At 68.9% G+C, this 20,583-nt stretch carries 17 protein-coding genes and 1 pseudogene; 11 read left to right on the top strand and 7 right to left on the bottom strand.

All coding sequences use genetic code 11. The annotated features are described in order from the left end of the window. Nucleotides 1-101: 101 nt before the first annotated feature. Entirely contained in the window at nt 102-689 is a 588-nt protein-coding gene (locus IMT31_RS02055; RefSeq protein WP_413543585.1) for a recombinase family protein, read from the top strand. A 201-nt stretch (nt 690-890) separates the two neighbouring features. Here IMT31_RS02055 and IMT31_RS02050 read toward each other — a convergent pair whose 3' ends face one another. Then, nucleotides 891-1,505: a TetR family transcriptional regulator gene (locus IMT31_RS02050; protein WP_170144530.1), complete on the bottom strand. Its 615-nt coding sequence runs from the start codon at nt 1,503-1,505 to the stop codon at nt 891-893. 231 nt (nt 1,506-1,736) lie between these two features. On the opposite strand from IMT31_RS02050, the gene bioB reads away from it, so the two are divergent. The 7 genes from bioB (at nt 1,737) to IMT31_RS02015 (ending at nt 9,890) form a co-directional block, all read left to right on the top strand. Next, nucleotides 1,737-3,008, top strand: coding sequence for a biotin synthase BioB (gene bioB / locus IMT31_RS02045; protein ID WP_115931376.1), 1,272 nt, complete (start codon nt 1,737-1,739; stop codon nt 3,006-3,008). Next, entirely contained in the window at nt 3,005-4,417 is a 1,413-nt protein-coding gene (gene bioA / locus IMT31_RS02040; protein ID WP_413543584.1) for an adenosylmethionine--8-amino-7-oxononanoate transaminase, read from the top strand. Before bioB ends, bioA begins: the two co-directional genes overlap by 4 nt. Beyond that, nucleotides 4,404-5,645 (top strand): aminotransferase class I/II-fold pyridoxal phosphate-dependent enzyme, encoded by a 1,242-nt coding sequence (locus IMT31_RS02035; RefSeq protein ID WP_345356659.1) that lies wholly within the window; start codon nt 4,404-4,406, stop codon nt 5,643-5,645. Before bioA ends, IMT31_RS02035 begins: the two co-directional genes overlap by 14 nt. Beyond that, nucleotides 5,642-6,865: a cytochrome P450 gene (locus IMT31_RS02030; RefSeq protein ID WP_413543583.1), complete on the top strand. Its 1,224-nt coding sequence runs from the start codon at nt 5,642-5,644 to the stop codon at nt 6,863-6,865. The genes IMT31_RS02035 and IMT31_RS02030 overlap by 4 nt, the downstream gene beginning before the upstream one ends. Next, nucleotides 6,862-7,605 carry a dethiobiotin synthase gene (gene bioD / locus IMT31_RS02025; RefSeq protein ID WP_413543582.1) on the top strand — a complete coding sequence of 248 codons (744 nt, stop codon included), beginning with the start codon at nt 6,862-6,864 and terminating at the stop codon, nt 7,603-7,605. Before IMT31_RS02030 ends, bioD begins: the two co-directional genes overlap by 4 nt. Nucleotides 7,606-7,755: 150 nt before the next feature. Continuing rightward, a complete protein-coding gene (locus tag IMT31_RS02020; RefSeq protein WP_413543581.1) occupies nt 7,756-8,637 on the top strand; it encodes a hypothetical protein in 882 nt (293 codons plus the stop codon). Nucleotides 8,638-8,747: 110 nt separating this feature from the next. Further along, on the top strand, nt 8,748-9,890 hold the full coding sequence (locus IMT31_RS02015) for a calcium/sodium antiporter (protein WP_413543580.1): 1,143 nt from the start codon (nt 8,748-8,750) through the stop codon (nt 9,888-9,890). 511 nt (nt 9,891-10,401) lie between these two features. On the opposite strand, the gene IMT31_RS02010 is transcribed toward IMT31_RS02015, so the two are convergent. Next, a complete protein-coding gene (locus IMT31_RS02010; RefSeq protein WP_413543579.1) occupies nt 10,402-11,256 on the bottom strand; it encodes a universal stress protein in 855 nt (284 codons plus the stop codon). 379 nt (nt 11,257-11,635) lie between these two features. Here IMT31_RS02010 and IMT31_RS02005 point away from each other — a divergent pair, with 379 nt between their 5' ends. Further along, the gene (locus IMT31_RS02005) at nt 11,636-13,054 is read left to right on the top strand and encodes a hemolysin family protein (protein ID WP_413543578.1); all 1,419 of its coding nucleotides are present in this window, start codon (nt 11,636-11,638) and stop codon (nt 13,052-13,054) included. Further along, nucleotides 13,051-14,076, top strand: coding sequence for a CNNM domain-containing protein (locus IMT31_RS02000; RefSeq protein ID WP_413543577.1), 1,026 nt, complete (start codon nt 13,051-13,053; stop codon nt 14,074-14,076). Before IMT31_RS02005 ends, IMT31_RS02000 begins: the two co-directional genes overlap by 4 nt. A gap of 842 nt (nt 14,077-14,918) precedes the next feature. Here the strand turns inward: IMT31_RS02000 and IMT31_RS01995 are convergent. Further along, entirely contained in the window at nt 14,919-15,818 is a 900-nt protein-coding gene (locus IMT31_RS01995) for a sulfite exporter TauE/SafE family protein (RefSeq protein ID WP_413543576.1), read from the bottom strand. Between the two features lie 92 nt (nt 15,819-15,910). Then, complete coding sequence (locus IMT31_RS01990; RefSeq protein WP_413543575.1) at nt 15,911-16,501, bottom strand: rhodanese-like domain-containing protein; 591 nt, start codon at nt 16,499-16,501, stop codon at nt 15,911-15,913. Between the two features lie 130 nt (nt 16,502-16,631). On the opposite strand from IMT31_RS01990, the gene IMT31_RS01985 reads away from it, so the two are divergent. Next, a complete protein-coding gene (locus IMT31_RS01985) occupies nt 16,632-16,889 on the top strand; it encodes a metal-sensitive transcriptional regulator (RefSeq protein ID WP_309810070.1) in 258 nt (85 codons plus the stop codon). A gap of 147 nt (nt 16,890-17,036) precedes the next feature. Here the strand turns inward: IMT31_RS01985 and IMT31_RS01980 are convergent, their stop codons facing one another. The 3 genes and pseudogenes from IMT31_RS01980 to IMT31_RS01970 form a co-directional block, all read right to left on the bottom strand. Beyond that, complete coding sequence (locus IMT31_RS01980) at nt 17,037-18,476, bottom strand: MBL fold metallo-hydrolase (RefSeq protein WP_413543574.1); 1,440 nt, start codon at nt 18,474-18,476, stop codon at nt 17,037-17,039. 580 nt (nt 18,477-19,056) lie between these two features. Beyond that, nucleotides 19,057-19,233 (bottom strand): annotated as a pseudogene (locus tag IMT31_RS01975) (transposase); the annotation flags it as partial. 459 nt (nt 19,234-19,692) lie between these two features. After that, nucleotides 19,693-20,547 carry a F510_1955 family glycosylhydrolase gene (locus tag IMT31_RS01970; RefSeq protein WP_413543573.1) on the bottom strand — a complete coding sequence of 285 codons (855 nt, stop codon included), beginning with the start codon at nt 20,545-20,547 and terminating at the stop codon, nt 19,693-19,695. Nucleotides 20,548-20,583: the final 36 nt, after the last annotated feature.

The raw sequence follows: 20,583 nt of genomic DNA, 5'->3' as shown, positions 1-20,583 counted from the left end.
CCCCTTACGGCGCAGTGTCGACGTCACCTAGTCGATCAGTGAAGACCGCTTCTGACATCAGTGCCGTCGACTTCTGAATCTGACAACACTGGAGGGTGGTCATGGGCAAGTTCATTGGATACGCGCGGGTCTCCACGCGCCGACAGGACGCCGACCGCCAGGTCGAGGACCTGCTGACGGCCGGGGTCCGGCGCGATGATCTCTACGTCGATCACGGGGTGTCCGGTGCCCGGGTCTCCCGGCCGAAGTTCGACAAGGCGGTGACCGCCCTGCAGGAGGGGGACACCCTGGTGATCACCACCCTGGACCGGTTGGCTCGGTCTACGCAGAACATGCTGGCCATCGCCGAGATGCTCCGGGACCGGGGTGCGGGGTTGCGGGTGTTGAACCTGGGCGGGGGAGACGTCGACACCCACACGCCCATGGGTTCCATGGTGTTCACGGTGATGGCCGCCCTGGCCCAGATGGAGCTGGAGATCAAACGCGAACGCATCACCGACTCCGTCGCCAAGCGCCGGGCCGTCGGCCAAGACCTCGGCGGACGACGTCAGACCTTCACCGACTCCCAGATCCGCAGCGCCGCGCACCTGGTCGAGTCCGGCCAGCCCGCCGCGCAGGTCGCCCGCGATCTGGGCATGTCCCGGGCCACCCTCTACCGACGGATCCGCGAACTACCCGTTGCGACATAGCCCTTAATCGGCCCTTAATCGTGCCGTTTCTCAAGAACTCGACCCGTTCATGTAGTTGAGATTGCGGCGACTGAGGCAGGCCGTCGGAGACGGAACCAAGGGGAGGGCACGTCTGGAAGATCGCTGGAACCGCAGCCTAGCTGTTGTGGGGCACGACGCAGCTCGAAGAGCCCGGCCGGTACCCCGGTTGAGCTGCCGAAGTCAGCTCTCCTCGGCCCGCGGGGCGGGCATCCCGGCGAGGATGACGGCCAGGCCCCAGGCAAAGGCATCGTCACCCAGCTCGACGTGGCCGCCGACCGTGCTGGGCCCGACCTTGGTGGGGGCGTCAGCCTCGGTTCCGGGCGCGAAGACGGCCAGGCGCCGGGCCTCCTGGGCGGTGGACACGGATCCGAGCACATGGTTCAGCAGCAGGTGCCGTGCCCATTCGGCGTGCATCGGCGTGAGGCCAGCCGCCTCCAGCAGTGTCCGGAGGCGGTTCAGCGGGGCCAGCGCCGTGGGCTGCAGCGTTCTGGCTACCTGGACCACCTCTGCGCTGTCCGGCACGGGCAGGAGGGCGTGGCGGAGGCCGAAAACCAATGCCTCGATGGCCTCACGGGCGGCCGCCCGGTCGTGGGGTTCGGGGCCGTCGCCCAAGTCGTGGATTAGTCGGGCGGCCACGCTGACCAGCAGTTCCTGCTTGCTCTTCACGTGCCAGTAGAGGGCGCCGGCCTGCACGTCGAGTTCCCGGGCCAGGCGTCGCATGGACAGGTCACCGAGGCCATAGCGGGTGAGGATGCCCAGCGCTGTCTCCTCCACCTGCTCCCGGGTCAGTGCCATGCACACCATCATAGGGTTCCGGCCACACAGTTGAACAGCGTTCAAGGATGTGCTGTACTCGGCAGCACCACAACCTGAACACTGTTCAAGGCCGAATTTCCGGCCTGCCGCCCCCGGAAGGCTCCCATGGCACAGACCGCTCCCGAGACCACACAGCCCGTGATGGCCGGCCCCGCTCCGACGGACCAGCCCACCACCGCCCAGGCTGCTCCCGTCCGCACTCACAGCTCGATGGACCCGGCCGCGCTGGCCGCAACCGTTGCGGCGGGCCATCGGCTCACCGCGGAGGAGGGTCTGGCGGTCCTGTCCACCCCGGATGCGGACACCCTCCGGCTCGTCACCGCGGCCGGGCGCCTGCGCCGGGAGCACTTCGGCAACACCGTCAAGGTGAACTACCTCGTCAATCTGAAGTCCGGCCTGTGCCCGGAGGACTGCACCTATTGCTCCCAGCGCCTGGGCTCCACCGCGGAGATCCTCAAGTACTCCTGGCTCAAGCCTGAGGAGGCCGTCGAGCAGGCCAAGCTGGGCATCGGCGGCGGCGCTTCCCGTGTCTGCCTCGTCGCCAGTGGCCGCGGCCCGTCCAACCGGGACGTGGACCGCGTGGCCACCATGACGGACCAGCTCAAGGCCGAGCACCCCGAGGTCGAGGTCTGCGCCTGCCTGGGCCTGCTCAAGGACGGCCAGGCCGACCGGCTGCGCGAGGCCGGCGTGGACGCCTACAACCACAACCTCAACACGGCCGAGTCGAAATACGAGGAGATCTCCACCACCCACACCTACGCCGACCGCGTGGAGACCGTGGAGCGGGCCAAGGGCGCCGGGCTCTCCCCGTGCTCCGGGTTGATCGTGGGCATGGGTGAGTCGGACGAGCAGGTCGTCGAGGCCGTGCTGGCCCTGCGGGAGGTGGGCAGCGACTCCATCCCGGTGAACTTCCTGATGCCCTTCGACGGCACCCCGCTGGCGGGGACCTGGGAGCTGACCCCACTGCGTTGCCTGCGGATCCTCGCCCTCGTGCGCCTGGCCTGCCCGGACACCGAGCTGCGCCTGGCCGGTGGCCGGGAGATGCACCTGCGCGGGATGCAGGCCACCTCCCTGGAGGTCGCCAACTCCCTGTTCCTCGGCGACTACCTCACCAGCGAGGGCCAGACGGCCGATCAGGACCTCGCCATGATCGCCGACGCCGGATTCCGCGTCCTCGGCGCCGGGGAGAGGCCGGGCACCGAGACCGCCACCGCGCAGGCGGCCCCCTGGGCGGCAGTCTCTCCCCAGGCCTCCTCCCCACAGGCTAGGACGGCGGCCCCCGCACCCTGCGGTGCAGCGGCGTCCGGCGATGCGGCGGCCACGCCGTGCGGCTCGCCCGCCAGTGCGGGATCCGGCTGCGGATGCTGTTCGGCCGAGAGCGTCTCCGAGGCCGTCATCGAGGCCTCGGCCGGGGTTCCCGCCGGCGTCGAGCCCCGGATCCGCCGTCGCGGGGCCGGCACCGCCCAGGCCCCGAACGTATGAGCAGCCCCACCCTCGACAGCCCCCGGACCGACCCTGCCCCACCGGCCCCACGCTCGCTGCTGCAGCGCGACGCCGGCCTGGTCTGGCACCCCTACGCCCCCGTCGACGCCGGCGCGCTCTACGCGGTCCGCGGCGCCGAGGGGGTGCGCCTGACACTGGAGGGGCCCGACGGCGGCACCCACGAGGTCATCGACGGCATGTCCTCCTGGTGGTCCGCCATCCACGGGTACCGCCACCGGGTCCTCGACCAAGCGGCCCGCGACCAGCTCGACTCCTTCAGCCACGTCATGTTCGGCGGGCTCACCCACGAGCCCGCCGTGACACTGGCCGAGCGGCTCGTGGAGATGGCCCCGGAGGGACTGCGGCACGTCTTCCTGGCCGACTCCGGCTCGATCAGCGTCGAGGTGGCCCTCAAGCTGGCCCTGCAGGTCCAAGCCTCCCGCGGCGAGCACCGGCGCCAGCGCTTCCTGGCCCTGCGCGGCGGCTACCACGGGGACACCTTCGCCACCATGGGCGTCTGCGATCCCGAGGACGGAATGCACGCCGAGTTCTCCGGACTGGTCCCGCAGCAGGCCTTCCTGCCCCGCCCGCCGGCCGGCCGCCTCGGTGCGGACGGGACCTGGGAGTACGACGGCGGCGCCCTCGCCTCCTGGGAGGGCCAGACCCGCGAGATCGCGGCGAGGCTCGCTCCCGAACTGGCAGGCATCGTCTGCGAGCCGGTGCTGCAGGGTGCCGGCGGGATGCACGCCTACCCGCCGGCCGTCGTCGGGATCCTCCGGCAGGTCGCAGACGAGCACGGCCTGCTGCTCATCCTGGACGAGATCGCCACCGGCTTCGGCCGGACCGGCCGGCTCTTCGCCTCCGAGTGGGCGGGCGAATGGTCCCTGCAGTGCGGCGGCGGAGAGCTCATCCCGGACATCCTCTGCGTGGGCAAGGCCCTGACCGGGGGCTACCTGACGCTGGCCGCGATGCTGTGCACCTCCGAGGTGGCCGCGGACCTGAACGCAGGACCCAACGGCGGTGCGCTGCTGCATGGCCCGACGTTCATGGGCAACCCGCTGGCCTGTGCGGTCGCCAACGCGTCCCTGGACCTGCTGACCGGTCCGGGCGACTCGCCAGCGTGGCTGGCCCAGGTGCAGGCGCTGGACGCGGGGCTCCGGCAGGTGCTCGCACCGGCCTCGGAACTGGCTTGCGTCCGGGACGTGCGGATCCTGGGCGGGGTCGGCGTCGTCCAGCTGCACGGACCCGTGGACGTGGCCGCCGTGACCCGGGAGGTCGTCGATCGGGGCGCCTGGGTCCGGCCCTTCCGGGACCTCGTCTACGTGATGCCCCCCTACGTCTCCACCGCGGCGGACGTCCGCACCCTGGGCGCGGCGATCGTCGAGGGGGTGGCCCGTGTCCACGGCTGAGGCTCCTCCCACCACCTGCCAGGACATGCCGGAAGGCGCCGGCGCTGGACCCCGCGATGCTGCCGACGCCTGGCAGGGCTGGGTCGGCTCCAGGGCCCGGGTGCGCCGGGCGCGCGACGGGGAACGGACCGACCGGCCCCTGCCACCGGGCAGCGTGGACCTGGCCTCCAACGACTACCTCGGCCTCTCCCGGGACCCGTCGGTGGCCCGCGCCGCCGCGCGGGCGGCCCGGACCCACGGGACCGGGGCCGGCGCCAGCCGCGTGGTCACCGGCACCCACCCCGTGCTGCCCGCCCTGGAGCAGGACCTCGCCCGCTACGCCGGCCGCCGGGAGGCCCTGGTCTTCTCCAGCGGCTACGCCGCGAACCAGGGACTGCTCGGCGCCCTCGGCGGCAGCGGTACCCTGCTCGTGCTCGACGCCCACGCCCACGCCAGCCTGATCGACGGCGCCCGACTGTCCCGTGCGGAGGTGCGCACCACCGCACACGGTGACCTCGCCGAGGTCGAGGTGGCCCTGCGTGAGCACCGGCGCCGGAACGGCGTGCGGGCCCGCGCCGCCGTCGTCGTGGAGTCCGTGTACTCCGTTCTGGGCGACACGGCCCCGCTGACCGAGACCGCGCGGCTGTGCGCCGAGCACGGCGCACTTCTCGTCGTGGACGAGGCCCACACCCTGGCCGCCGTCCCGGGAGGCTCCGCCGTCCGGGCCGAGGGCCTCTCCGACGCCGGCCACGTCCTGGTCACCGCGACGCTCTCCAAGGCGCTCGGTGCTCAGGGCGGGGCGGTGCTGCTCGGCGGGGAGGGTGCCGGTGCCTGGCGCGACCACCTGCTCAACACCGCGCGCACCTTCCTCTTCGACACGGCCCTCGCCCCGCCGGCGGCCGGCGCCGCACGCCGTGCCCTGGCCCTGGCCGACGAGCGGCGGATCGGCCGGCTGATCGCCAACGCCGAGGTGGCGCACCGGGTCCTGGCCGGCCATCCCGTCACCGCGGACCGGGTCGAGCGCGGGGCGGGCGCGGTGCACTCCGTGCGCATGCGCAGCCCGGGCGGTGCGGTGCGCTCGGCCGAGGTTCTGCGCGCCCGCGGCATCGCCGTGGGGTGCTTCCGCCCACCGAGCGTCCCGGACGGCATCGCCCGGCTGCGCATCACCATCCACGCGGACCACGACCGGCGCCGGCTCACCCGGGCGCTGGAGACCGTGGCCGAGACCATCAACCGGGAGGACACATGAGCTGCCCCTTCGCCCCGACACAGGCCACCGTTCCATCGACCGCGCCGCTGGCGACCCGACTGGCCGACGCCTTCCCGGAGCAGGTCACCACCCGGCATCGCTTCGTGGAGGATCCGTACACCGTCCGGGAAATCCTGCGCCGGGCAGCGGACTTCGTCCCGGACAACGCCTTGAAGACCGTCATCCCGCTGGCATCGCCGACGTTGCGCCGACTGGCCGCCGCCAGGTTCAGCCTGCCGCCCGTGCTGGCCAGCGCCTCCGGGCCGGAACACAGGACGGTGCGCCGGGTCGCCGCCCGGTTCTTCAGCCCGGCCCGCGTCGCCGCCCAGGCCGAACCGGTCGCCGCACTCGTCCGCTCCGCCTGCGCCGGCATCCTGCCCCGGCTCACGGCAGGCGAGGAGATCGACCTCGCGCAAGAGGTGGCCGGGATCGTCCCGCCGGTGGTCGTCTCCACCCTGACCGGCGTGCCAAACCCCCCGCACGCCCAACTCAAACGCTGGAGCCGGGACTCGCTCGAACTCTTCTGGGGCTGGCCCGACTCCGCCCGTCAGCTCGAGCTGGCCAGCAGCGCCGTCGACTTCCACGCCTGGCTCGACGAGGCGGTGGAGCACTGCCTCGAAGAACCCAGCCCGCATCCCGGCTCCGGTCCGGTCCCCGGCGCGGTCGTCGGGCTGCCCGGTGGGCAGAACCTCTTCCAGGCCCTGGACACAGCCGACGTCGACCGTGACCGGATCCGCTCGCTCGGCTACTTCCTGGTCATCGCCGGCCAGGAGACCACCGCCATGCTCGCCCAGACCGTGCTGGGCACCGCCCTGGTCGACGGGGTGTGGGCCGACTGCGCCGACCCGTCCACGGGGCTGGAGAGCTCCCGCGCCGTGGTCACGTCCGTGCTAGCCCAAGCCTCCTCAGTCCCGACCTGGCGCCGCGTCGTGGTTGCCGATACCCGCGTCGGTGACGAGGACTTCACCGCGGGAGAACACCTCGTGCTGCGGCTCTCCGGCGGGGAGCTCGGCGAGGCGGGGGACGCGTCGCTGGCGTTCGGCTTCGGGCTCCATCGATGCCTCGGGGCGGGCCTGGCCGAGCTCGAGGCGACCGTCATCCTGCATGAGTGCGCGAAGGCGCTGCCGCTCATCGAGCTGTTGAGCGTGCCGGACTGGGGCCACCTGCTGTCCTTCCAGGCCCCGCACGCCTTGCCGGTGCGAACTCGGTCGGCGGCATGAGCGGCTCACTGCTGTGCGTGACCGGGACGGACACCGACGTCGGCAAGACCGTGGTGACGGCCTGCCTCGCTGCCACCGCGCTGACCGAGGGAGATCGTGTGGCCGTCTACAAGCCCACCCAGACCGGGGTCGGCCCGGACGAACCAGGCGACGTGGACACAATCGCGGCACTACTGGGCCACCCGGACCGTCTCACCGTGGCCGAGGGCGTCCGCATGGGACCGGCCATGGCCCCCGTAGACGCCGCACTGGAGTCCGGTGGAACAGCCGCAGCAGCTGCGCTACCCGGACGCAACTGGCACCTGGACCGGATCGCCGCCCTGCAGGCAGACCACGAGACCGTCCTCGTCGAGGGCGCCGGCGGCCTACTCGTACAGCTCACCCCGGACGGCGCCACGATCGCCGACCTCGCCCTTGAGGCCGACGCCGCCCTGGCCGTGGTAACCCGCCCCGACCTCGGCACCCTCAACCACACCGGATTGACCCTGGAGGCCATCCGGCAACGGAGGGGTGCACCCGGGACCGCTGATCATCGGCAGCTGGCCGGCGCAACCCACGGCAGTCCACCGGACCAACCTGCACCGCCTGCGCGAGGCCGCCACGGAATACCGGCACCCGTGGGGCGGAGCGCTGCCGGCAGCGCTCGACACCACCACGGTGGAGAGCATGTACCGTGCCGCTGCGGGGCTAACCGGGACACTGAGCGCCGCAGAGGGGTTCCTTCAGGCTCCATCGATTGACCCAGGTTCACACCCAGCGCCGGCCACCCGATCGAGCCGACTGCCGTTGTTCGGATAGGCCTCGCACGGTCCGATGGCGGTGGACACTCACCGGCCGCTGAGGGATCGGCTTACGGGCCAGTGGTGGGGTGTCGCACGTAGGGTAAGCAGATGGTTGCGGACGCTGATGCGCTGTTGGTCGGACCTCGTGGACGACGACTGTGCCTTGAGATGGCAATGGATTTGAGCCCTGAGGTCAGGGTTGCCGCGTTCTGGCTCGCCCATGACCTGGATCCGGGCAAGGGAACGTCCCGAGTGATGCTGAAGGCCACTTTTGGTGAGGCTAGCGAGCCGCCACCGAGGCCTTCCATGACAGACCTCATCACTGCCCTGGCTGCGCTCGACGTGACCATGGCGGGCGCTGAGGTGATCGACCGTGCTTTGGCTCGAGCGGTGGATACGTCTCGTCCCTGGCAGGAACCGGACGGCGAGGACGCCCTCGCAGCGCTCCCCGAGGTGAGAAAAGCCCTTGCCCCCATCGCCCAGCACGTGATCACGTCGCCCTCTACGAAGTGGTGGTCCTTCCCGCAAGGGACCATTCAGTCGCTCGGGCAGATTCCGCTGGGATTGAACCTCATCGAGGACTCCTTCGGCTGGGAACACGCCACAGTCATCCCCGTGCGTGGTATTGGCCGAACCTCTGAGGTTCGCGCCGAGGCCGATTGGGTGGCACTGTGCCTTGAGCACCCCTTGGAGGTCACTGCATCGCGGCGTCATGACTGGTTCCGTTGTACCGGGTACGACGGCAGGTGGGTGATCCCGGACTGTGAGAAGGTCGCCGAGCGGTGGGACGCGGTGCACCTGACAGCCCTGGCCTACCTCAGTAATGCCAATCGTGCACTGCACGTCGACACTGACCTTTCGACGGTCATCGCGGGGTGGAACCCCGACACCACGATCTGGCTGACAGATGCCGCACGCGAGTGGGACAACCCACGCCAGGAATGGCAACGCTCTCCCGATCAGGAGAATTGGGCGAGCACCACACACTGACCCAACTAGTCCCCTTGAGAACTGTCCGGCTGGGGATCCTCATGCGGGTGCTCAACCGGGTCGATGGAGTGCTCATCGCGACTCGGGTTGTGATCCGTAGACTCCTACTTATGGACCTTCTAGACTTGGGGCGGATCATTGTCGGGTTGGTGTTGCTGGTGCTGGGCGGGGAGGTACTGGTGCGAGGGGCCTCCGCCCTGGCTCGTCGAGCGGGGGTTTCCTCCCTGGTGGTCGGGCTCACCGTGGTCTCGGCGGCCACGTCGGCGCCCGAGCTTTCGGTGAGTATCGGGGCGGTCCTGCGCGACGAACCCGGACTGGCGGTGGGCAATGTGGTCGGCAGCAACATTGCTAACGTCTTGCTCATTCTCGGCCTCTCCGCTCTAGTTCTGCCGCTGGCCGCGACACAACGGTTGGTGCGCTTTGATCTCCCCCTGATGCTTTCTCTGTCCGCGGCGCTGCTGCTGGTCTGCCTCGACGGGGTGATCAGCGCGGTAGACGGGCTAATCCTGTTCGGTGCCGTGGTCGCTCACACCGTGCTGACCGTCACCATCGGCCGCAGAAGGACACAGTCCAAGGCCCCTGTTATGCAGCTGGCTGAGGGTTCCCCGGGTATCGGCACCTCCGCCCAGGCCCAGAAACTGCCTGTGGCCTCGAGCGGAAAGTCGATTCTGCTCGTGGTGTTCGGAGTTGCTCTCCTGGTAACCGGGGCCACGCTCCTCGTCGAGGGCGCGGTGAACACCGCCACCACGCTCGGGGTGAGCAGCCTAGTGGTCGGTTTAACCGTCGTGGCCATCGGCACATCTCTGCCTGAGCTGGCGACTTCCCTCATCGCCGTGCGCCGTGGCGAACGTGACTTGGCGATTGGCAACGTGGTCGGCAGCAACCTCTTCAACATCGGAGTCGTGCTGGGGGTGCCAGCCATGATCTCCCTCGAGGGCATTCCCGTATCCAGCGCCGCCCTGGCCTTCGATATCCCGGTAATGTTGGCGGCCGCGATCGCCTTGCTGCCCGTAGCCTTCACCGGCTTCACGGTGGCGCGATGGGAAGGCGCCCTGTTCGTAGCCCTGTATCTGGTTTACCTCGGGTATCTCATCCTGGCTGCCACCGCACACGACGCACTGGAAGGATTTACCGCCGTGATGGCATGGTTTGTCCTCCCATTGATCACAGTGACGCTGATCGCCTTCACCGCATACGAAATCGGGCTGCGTAAGGGCCGACAAGGCAGCGGCACAACCCCCCGTCCGTCCTGACCACGAGCCGCTGACTAGATCAACCCGGGCCTGCCAATACCGCGCGCCCCCCAGGCACCAGATAGTCGCCCCCCCGATCAGCGCCAGACCCAGTGTCTAGTGGCCACCTGCATGGACACCCGGCCTGTAATTCAGATGACGTCACGAGGTGGCCTGAGTATTGGATCAGAGGAATCAACTCTGCAAGCCTCCCCAGCACACTGGCTGGCCATCACCTGCACCCCAACACCGTCATAGAGCCGCTGCGCGACCTGGGCGTCAACCCCTCAGCGCCCGCCACCGAGCCATCGGTGAGCTCGTCCTCGAATGCCCGCCCTCGCTCGTTGCCGAGGTCCTCGGCTACAGCACGCAGGTGGCTTTCCTCCACGCGAGCAAGGCTGCTGAGCCATGGGCCCGATGTGCCGGCCGATCCGTCAGGTCGCCCTGAGCGTCCCGAAAGACGATGGCTCCATGGGTCTTGGACAGTCTTGTTGGCGGAAGGACCACCCTGCCCAAGGCCGGCAGCGGAAGATTAGCCAGCCTCGTGCGAGCTGATGTCCGGCGCCACTAGGACGGGTGAGATGACGTGTTGCAGGAGGGCTTGGCTGACCGAGCCGCGGAGCAGGCCGGGCAGGCCGCTGATGCCTCGTGTTCCGACGACGAGCAGCCAGCTGTCCCGTGCCGCCTCGGTGATCTCGTGGACTGGGCGGCCGGACAGCGTATGGACGCTGCACCTCAATCCCTGGTGCTTCGCCTGGAAGCGGGCCAGGAGATCGGGGAGCACGGGCTGGCCCTCTGTGGCTGGGTCTACCGTGACGGGGTTCAGGGACCGGTTGTGCCGCTGGGCCATGTCGGCCGCGGCGGAGAGCACGGCGGCCGCGGACGGCCCGGGCTCTACGGCTGCCACTATTTGTCCGGCGAATCGGGACATGTCGGCGGCGGGGCGGTCGCCGGTGGGGTCCGGTTGGGGGTGTTGACCGAATGAGATGACGGCTGTGGGGCAGTGTGCATGGGCTGCCAGCGCGGAGGCGACACTGCCCAGCCGGGAGGGGAACCCGGTCCGGTCGCGGTGGCCGACCACGCTGAGTACGGCCTTGGCCGACAGCATCACTAGGACATCGCTGGCCTGTCCAACCAGTAGCTTGCAGTGCGCGGGCACGCCGCGGTCCTTGGCGGCGGCTTTCAGTTCCTCGAAGAGCGGATCCGCTGCCTGCCAAGCCGAATGGTGGTAGGCCACCTCTACTCGCGGGTCGGCCACCTGGGGTGGAGGGCGAACGGTGGCAAACCATATCGGCCAGCGGCGGGCGGAGGCCTCGGCTAGCGCCCACTGGGCGGCCCTGCGGCTTTCAGGAGAGCCGTCAACGCCTGCGACAACCAGGTTCTCCATGCCATCAACGGTAGTGGGGAACCTGCAGGTCTGAGCTCTGCCGGGAAGGGTGTTATGGGACTGTTGCAGGACGGCCAGGCCTCGGCCGGCGGGAGGTGGCCTGTCTGCGCGCTGCCGACACCACCGAATTTCCCGGGAGCTTGACCGGGCAAGGGGAACTGTGACGGCGGGCAACCGCTAGACAGCCGCTAGGATGTTTCCATTCCCATTGATCCCGATCCACGGAGTACGTGAATCCGCGCATGAGTCGCTCCCAACATACCTCCGGGTCGTCTGACGACGACCCGGGAGACAGTTGTTGTTCCGCTTCCATTCCTTCTCCCGGGTCCGCCGCGTGCGGCGTTGACCCCGGCCTCCCCGGTCTGAACGGGAGGCGGCGATGATCGAAGCCGTGCTCTTGTTGTTGCTGGGCATGGTGGTGATCGGGCTGATCATTGCCGCCAACGGGTATTTCGTGGCCCAGGAGTTCGCCTACATGTCGGTGGACCGGGTCCGCTTGCAGGCCAAGGCCAAGGCCGGTGACGTTGCCGCCGAGCGGGCGCTGAAAATCACCCGGCGGACCTCGTTCATGCTCTCCGGCGCCCAGCTGGGCATCACGGTCACCGGACTGTTGGTCGGCTATGTGGCCGAGCCGATGGTCGGCCAGGCTCTGGGCGTGTTGCTGGGTGGGGCCGGGATTCCACCGGCCGTGAGCATCTCGGTAGGCACGGTGGTGGCCCTGGTGGTGGCCACGGTGGTGCAGATGATCTTCGGTGAGTTGTATCCGAAGAACCTGGCCATCGCGGCCCCGGAAGCGTTGGCGCGGGGTCTGGCCCGTTCCACCCGCATCTACCTGGCCGTGTTCGGTTGGCTGATCGTGGTGTTCGACAAGTCAGCCAATGCACTGCTGCGGTTGCTGCGGATCGAACCGGTGCACGATGTGGACTCCACGGCCACCGCCCAGGATCTGGACCGGATGGTGGCCGACTCCCGGAACAGTGGGGACCTGCCCGAGGAGCTGTCCGTGCTCATCGACCGGGTGTTGGACTTCCCCGATCAGGACGTGGAGCACGCCATGATCCCGCGATCCCGAGTGGACACCGTGGGCCCGGACACGACGATCGGTGAGGTCCGGGCGCTGATGGCCCGGGCGCATACCCGCTACCCGGTGATCACCCCCGACCAGCAACCGGTCGGGGTGGTGCATCTGACCGATGTGCTGGTCCGACCCATCCACGACAGCGCGCCGGTGGAAACCATCATGCGTGACCCGCTGCTCGTTCCGACGCTGATGCCCCTGCCCGACGCCCTAGCCGAGTTCACCCGCACCCGCACCCAGCTGGCCTGCGTGATCGACGAGTACGGCGGCTTCGCCGGGGTCCTCACCGTCGAGGACATGGCCGAGGAGCTGGTCGGCGAACTCACCGACGAGCACGATGGCGCCCCGGTCCCCGAGATCGCGGCGGAACAGGGCGATGTCTGGCGAATGGCCGGTGACGTCCACGTCGACGAGCTCGAACGCACCGTGGGCCACCCCCTGCCAGACGGCGATGTCGAAACCGTGTCCGGCCTGGTCATCGCCGAGCTCGGCGAACTGCCCGAGACCGGACAGACCGTGGTCATCGCCCTGCCCGGTGACCCGCGGGAGGTGGCCCTGGACGAACCGGTCCACCGGCATCTGCACATCGAGGTGACCGAGGTGGCCCGGCACGTGCCCAGCGAACTGGTCGTCACCCTCGTCCAAGGCGCCGCCGATACCAGTCGGCAACCGCCGGAACGTGATCGGTTGGACCAGGAATCCCGGGAGGAGAACCGATGAGCAATCCCCTGATCGTCATCGTGGCCACTCTGGCACTGATCGTCCTCAGTGCCCTGTTCGTCATCATCGAGTTCTCCCTACTCGGGGCACGCACCCACCGGCTCGAGGCCCAAGCTGCCACCAGCCGCTCAGCTCGGGCCGCGCTGCGCAATGTGAACGAGCTGACCGTCATGCTGGCCGGCGCCCAACTGGGCATCACCATCTGCACCTTCGCCCTCGGCGCCGTCACCAAACCCGCCGTGGACGCCTGGCTGGGACCGGTGTTCGAGTCCTGGGGGATCCCCGCTCAGGTCGCGGGCACGACATCCTTCGTGCTTTCGCTGTTCCTGGTGACCTTCCTGCACCTGGTGGTTGGGGAGATGGCCCCGAAGTCCTGGGCCATCGCCCACCCCGAGACCTCGGCGAAGCTGACCGCCCTACCGACGCGGGCCTACATTTGGCTGCTTCGACCACTCTTGAGTTGGGTGAACAGGGTCGCCAACAGACTGGTCGCCGCCAGCGGCGTTACCCCCGTGGACCGCGCCGCGGTCGGTGGGCAGGACGCGGCCACCATCCGCCAGCTCGTCGAGCACTCGACCTCGGCTGGGGCCCTGGATCGTCGCTTCGGCGACCAACTCTCCGGAGTGTTCGACCTGCAGGAGAAAACCGTAGCGGACCTGATCAAACCCGGATCCTGGCCGAGCTCCGTGTCTTGGCAAGCCACCGTGGCCGACGTACAGGCCCTCGCCATCGGATCCGGTCACCTGCGGATCCTGGTGGACACCCCCAGCGGCCGGCCCCCGGCAGTGGTTCATGTCCGGGACACCCTGCTGGAACCCCTCGACCGCGCTGTTCAGGAACTGGCCCGACAGGCCTTCACCGTGCAGGCCGATACCGCCGTCCACGAGGCACTCTCCCAGCTCCGCGAGGCCGGTGAGCAACTGGTCGCCGTGATGGACCAGGATCGTTTCCTCGGGGTGGTCACCCTCGCCGACGTCCTGCACCGGGTCCTGCCCCATCAGAAAGAGGAGACAGCGTCATAGGCACCGAACAGTGGGTTGATCACTACTCGGTAGCCTGAATCCGTGAAAGGAAGCGATGCCGTCGGACTCGTCGGCGAGATGCTGTCCATCGTCGGGGTGGTCTGCGGGCTGCCCCTGATGCTGTACGGGTTGCTACGCCGCAGCCTGGACGGCCCGCGGATACCCACCGAGATTGTCATCATCCAAGGCCAGCGCGGTGCCAGGGCCCGGTGGTTCGCGGACGGAGACTTCCACGAACGGACCCTGAGACCCTGGGAACGCGTACACCTCCACGGCCAAGAAGTCCGCACAGCCTTCATCAGCAACCGGGACCCGTCCCGCATGCGGCTGGAACCTCGCAGCGCCCTCACCAGCGTGTGCCTGACACTGGGAACCGTATTGGCGGCCATGGGGGTCCTCGGCTTCGCCGCCTCGATCATCCCCATGGTGACCGGCTCGAGGCTCCCAGGCCCCACTCACGTGATTGCTCGGGAGAGAAGCAGCTCGTCACTATTAATCGTTCGACGGAAGGGCCAGCGGAGGTGCGCCTGCCCTTATATGATTCCGCCGTGAACTTCAGAGCGAAACGGTGGGGTTCTGGCGGAGCTAAATGGTGGCTCACACTATTTACTCAGTCGTGACCGTTCGGCGAAGGGTTTGTGGCACCCGTTCAAATAGGTCGGCCGAGCGTTATACGGGCTGGGGTTCGCGTCCATAAGGGGATCCCCATGCGGACGCGACTGAACTAGGCGGTCAAACAAGTTTGCGATAATCCGGCTATTTGTCTCTGCTATTCAAACCTCGGTGTGCGGCCGGGGTGTTCGGTCCCGCACCGGCAGCAGGAGCGGTTGATCCCGGAGTGGTCAGCCGATTGGGGCTGGTTGCGGGGTGTCGGTCTGTCTCCTGTTTCGGTGCATCGGGCAGGCCGGGATGGCGTAGCGGCACAGCAGGACCGCGGCCACCGCACCGGAGCCCAGGACGCCGACGATGGCGCTTGCGGGGGAGGGCAGTTCCTGGACCAGAACGAAGACGCCCATGGCCAGCACGAAGAAGCCGAAGCCCTCGCGCAGGATGTTCTCGGGGATGATCCCCGTCAGCTTCGCCCCGATCAGCGAACCGACGATCGCGGCGGCGGTCACCCCGGCCACGAGCCCCCAGTCGAGCTGGACGCTCGTGAGGTAGCCGCCCAGGCCCGCGAAGGACTTCATGGCGATGACCACCAGGGACGTCCCGACGGCGGCCGGCATGGACAGCCCGCCCAGCAGCACCAGCGCGGGCACCACCAGGAAGCCGCCCCCGGCGCCGACGAGCCCGGTGACCAGGCCGACCACCAGGCCCTCGAGGATGACCTTGACGGCGGGCAGCTTCTTCGCCTCGTCCCCACCGGAGGAGGGGGCCTTCCTCCGGCCCCGGATCATGGCGGCCGCGGTGGCGACCATCATCAGGGCGAAGGCGATCATCAGCACGGTGCCGGGGATGTGGCCGCCCAGCAGCCCGCCGCCGAAGGCGCCCGCCATGCTCGCCACTCCGAAGACGAGGCCGGTACGCCACTTCACCCTCCCCCTGCGGGCATGGAAGACCACGCTGACCAGCGAGGTGGTGCCCACCACGAACAGCGAGGCGGCGATCGCCTCCTTGGCGGGAAGCCCGGCCACGTAGGTGAGGATTGGGACGGTAAGGATGGACCCCCCACCGCCCAGCAGGCCGAGGGAGACCCCGATCAGCACCGAGAGCGCGAGGGCGACGATGAGCGTGACGGTCATAGATGGTCCTTGGGAGTAGGCAGGGCGGGTCTGGGAAGAAAAGGGCCCGACGGCGGCGCGGAGGGGGGTGCGCCGCCGCCGGGCGGTCTGGGTCAGCCCGCGGAGGGCAACTGCTGGATCGCGGACTGGGCGGTGGGCTCGGAGGCCGTCCTGTTCCAGGGCATCCTGGCCAGGACGTTGCCCATGGCGCAGGTGTTGGTGACGGCGGAGAAGCTCAGCCCGGCGCCGATGGCCCCGGCGAGCATGCTCACCTTGGGGGAGACGAGCTTCCCGCCCAGCATCCCGGCCAGCACGAGGGAGCCGGCGGCCAGGCGCACCTGGCGCTCCAGGGACCAGCGCTGGGCGCCGCGGACGACGTCCCCACCGGCGGCCTCGAAGGCGGGGACGCCGCCGGTGAGGACCGTGGCCTTCTCCAGGCCGGCGGTGTTCAGTCGGTGGCGGGCCTGCCCGGCGCGGACGCCGGACTGGCAGACCAGCACCACGTGGCGGTCCAGGCGCTGGGCGAGCTCGTCGGTGTGCTCGGACAGCAGCGGAAGCGGGACGTTGTAGGAACCCTTGATGTGCAGGCCCTCGAACTCCGCGGCGGAACGCACGTCCAGCACGATCAGGTTATCGTGGCGATCGATCCACTCGCGCAGAGTCGGGGCCTCGACGTCGGTCAGGGCGGGGGTGAGGGAGGTCAAGAGGCTTCTCTTCCGTTCGTCTGAATATGACTCCATGAGTCTGCCACATACCCCCTAGGGTATGCAACACACCCCCGGGGGTATAGAATGGAGGGGACTGATATCCCCTCCACGACCCGAGGAGCACCTCATGGAACTCGATACCACCGAGCTCAAGCCGATCCTCAACAGGCTTAAGCGGGCCCAGGGCCAGTTGGCCGCGGTCACCCGTATGCTCGAGGAGGGCCGCGACTGCAAGGACGTGGTCACCCAGCTGGCCGCCGTCTCCAAGGCGCTGGACCGGGCCGGGTTCGCCATCATCGCCACCGGCCTGGAGCAGTGCCTGCGCACGGAGGACGGCTCCATGGACAAGGCGGACATGGAGAAGCTCTTCCTCTCCTTGGCCTGAGGCCTGGACTGCGGTTTCCGAGGCCCCCGGAGCATTGACCCGTCAATGCTCCGGGGGTTTTCGCGTGTCCGGGGGTATACAGAAGGGGCGCCCCTTCTGCGGACGGTCCGGTGGACCGGGCGACTCGTCAGCCGGTCGGCTGCCGGATCAGGCGCGGACCGGTTCCTGGGCGGTCTCCGAGGTCTCCGGCTGGACTCCGCTGCGGCGGGCCCACTCGGACCAGGCGCTGTAGCTGCCGTCGAGCTCGACGACGTCGTGTCCGGCCCGGCGCAGAGCGCTGGCGGCCACCGAGTTGCGCATCCCGGACTGGCAGTACGTCACGATGGTGCCCTCGGTGGGCAGCTGGTCCTGGTGCCACAGCACGCGGCCGGCGCTCAGCTGGCGCGAGCCGGGGATGTGGCCCTCGGTGTGCTCGGTCTTGTTGCGCACGTCCAGGGCCAAGGCTGCGTCGAAGCCCTCGAGCTCCTCCGGCTGGATGATCCGCGGGGTGGTGGTCGGCAGGCCCTCGATCCCGGTGACATACCCGGAGACGTGGTCGATGCCCACGCGCACCAGGTGGTCCCAGAACTGCTGGGCCTGCTCCTGGTCCTGGGCCAGCAGTACCAATGGGCGATCGTCCTTCTCGGGGTCGTAGGCCCAGCCGCCGTAGGTGGCCATCTTGCCCGGGGCGGGGATGCTGATCGACCCGGGAACGGTCCCGGCGTGGACCTCGTCCACGGGGCGGGTGTCCAAGAAGGTGACCTTGTCCTGCTCGAGGTCGCGGGCGACGTCCTCGATCGCCAGCTCCGGCAGCGGGGCACGATCGCCCATCACGGCCGGGCCGTCCCGGTTCTCGCGCTTCATGCGGCCGAAGTAGGCGTGGGCGTCCGGCTGGCCGGCCAGCAGCTCGTCGACGAAGCCCTGCTCATCGTCCTCGGTGACGTACTTGCCCCACCAGGCGTAGAGGCGCTCGTAGCCGACCGTAGAGGAGGGGATCGCACCCAGGGCCTTGCCGCAGGCCGAGCCGGCGCCGTGGGCCGGGTAGACCTGGACGTGGTCCGGCAGCGTCACGAACTTCTCCTTGAGGCTGCGGAACAGGTCCTTGGCGCCGCCGAAGCGGGTGTCCACCCCGCCGACGGCCTCGTCCAGCAGGTCCGGGCGGCCGAGGTCGCCGGAGAAGACGAAGTCACCGGTCAGCATGTACCCCGGCTTGTCGCTGAAGGCGCCGTCGGTGACGAGGAAGGACAGGTGCTCGGGGGTGTGGCCGGGGGTGTGGACAGCCTGGACGGTGATGTTGCCGATCGTGATCTTGTCCCCGTCGTGCAGCAGCTTCGCCTCGAAGCCGTAGGTCCAGTCGGGGCCACCCTCGCCGGAGACGTACATCTCGGCGCCGGTCTTGGCGGCGAGCTCGCGGGTGCCGGAGAGGTAGTCGGCGTGGATGTGGGTCTCGGTGACCGCCACGATGGTCATGCCGTTCTTCTCGGCCAGATCCAGGTAGGGGGCGAGGTCGCGACGGGCGTCGACCACGACGGCCGTGCCGTTCTTCTGGCAGCCGATGAAGTAGCTGGCCTGGGCGAGGTCCTCGTCGTAGATCCGTTCAAGCAGCATGGAGTCTCCTTCGTTGGTTTCCAGATACCCCCTCGGGTATCGGCTCTGAGTCGAGAGTAATACCTACGGGGGTATCCCGCAAGGTGATGTATGCTGGTAACTAATACCCCTAGGGGTATATTCCGGAGGTTCGGCGATCGTTCGATTCGGTACGCCTCCGACCCTAGGACCTCAGGATAGGGAGACACATCATGTGCCAGGCAGTGAAGTGCGCCAAGTGCGGTAAGACCACGTGGACCGGTTGTGGCAACCACGTGGACCAGGTGATGAGGAACGTGCCGGTGTCCAACCGGTGCGCGTGCGACCGGAAGACCCCGCCGGGATGGCCGAGAGCGCACCAGCGGACCCCGGCACCAGTTGGCTGGGGCGCCTGTTCGGCCGCTGAGACGGTGTGGGTGAGGAGCGGCAGGGCAAGTGACCCGCTAAGAGCACACGACCGCCCCAGTTATGCCACGTTCAAAATCCGACGGCACTGATGTCAGCAGTGCCTTCACTGATCTCCAGGGGGACGGCGACACTGTCCGTTTGGGGAAGGGTTTGTGGCACCCGTTCAAATAGGTCGGCCGAGCGTTATACGGGCTGGGGTTCGCGTCCATAAGGGGATCCCGGTCCGGTACCGGAACGCGATGCCCTCGACCACCCGCCGGTGCTCCCCGAACGGATGACCGCGCCGGCCCTGATTCGAGGGCAGCAATGGCTCGATCCGCTGCCACTGCTCGTCCGTGAACACCCGATACCGCGATCCCGTTGACCTCACCCGACCAGCCTGCCCCGAGCCTCACCACAGATAAGGGAGACACGCCCTAGATCCAGAACGACGGAAGGCGTGGTTAGGGAGGAGGCGCAGGTGTCGCCCCCGGCCTCCAGTGCGCAGTAAGGCAGCCCTTGGCCGAATGCGGCGCCCTCGGGCGGTTGGGCCGTGAGCACGTCTCCGGGTGCCCAACCGGCAGGGCCGACGGTCGTCGGCCCGGGATGCAGGGACACCGTTGAGGTGGAGGTGTCGATGCCGGCCATCACCGCGCCTGTGCCCACGCCAGCATGCATCCCGAGTAGGCCGAGGAGCAGCACGAGGATGCCCAGAACCGACCGGAGGACGGGCCGACGGGACAGGTCAAGGCGGTGAAGATGTCGGCGTTCCGCCATCGGCACTGGCCTTTCCTGTTCGTCCGTGCTGGTCATGGTCCGGTTTAGGGCCCGCGGCTTGGCGCGGCATGGGTCACAGCAGCGGTTCGGTGGTGTTCCCGCCGTCGGTGGTGCGTAGGACGGCCGTGTCGATGACCAGGAGCGCTTCGACCTGCCCGCCGTCAGTGATGCTGGCTCCCAGAGCGGAGGCCGTGCCGACCGGCTGGTCACTGGAAGTCCAGGAGTCGCCGCCGTCGGTGCTGGTCATCAACCGGCCGTCGGTGCCCGCACCGACGACGGTGGTGTCGTCGGCCCAGGCGACCAGGTGCATCAGCAGCGGGGCGTCCAGGGTGATCCAGGTGGCACCGTTGTCCATCGACCGCAGCATCCCGGCTTCGGTGGTGGCCAGCGCGGTCCCGGTTTTCGGGGAGATGGCCAGGGATACTGGCGGGGCGGGGATCGTGAGAGCCTGCCAGTAGATCCCGTCGGCGCTAGCGCGCAGTTGACCATCGAAGCCGAGGACGCCGTCCGGGCCGGCGGCCAGGGCGTGGAAGTCGGATTGACCGCCTCGGGAGAGCACCTCCCAGCTCAGTCCGCGGTCTGTGGACTCCGCCAAACCCAACGGCTCGGGCAGACCGGTACCGGGCGCCGGGTGGCCGGAGGCTAGATAGCGGCCCTCGGGCGTCACGGCGAAACCCATGAGATCCACCACCGGGCCCATCTGGACCAGCTCGCGGTCCTGGAGGCGGAACAGGCCCTCGTGGGTGGCCAGGAGCACGACGCCGTCCTCGGGGTCGCGCACGATGGCATGGATGTGGGTGATCGCCGTGCCCGGGGTCTGCGTGTTGGCGTCTTGGGGGCTTGAGGTGTTCGGCACGGTGCAGGCGGTCAGGGTGCCGACACCGATCAGGCCAAGTCCTCCGGCGAGCAGGGTTCTGCGGGTAGTCATGGTGCCTTTCCGCCCCGATCCGATCGCGGGGCCATC

Source organism: Citricoccus nitrophenolicus, from assembly GCF_047305825.1.
GTDB lineage: Bacteria > Actinomycetota > Actinomycetes > Actinomycetales > Micrococcaceae > Citricoccus > Citricoccus nitrophenolicus.
Note: the sequence above shows the minus strand (reverse complement) of the source record. Positions and strands in the feature narration are given on the sequence as shown.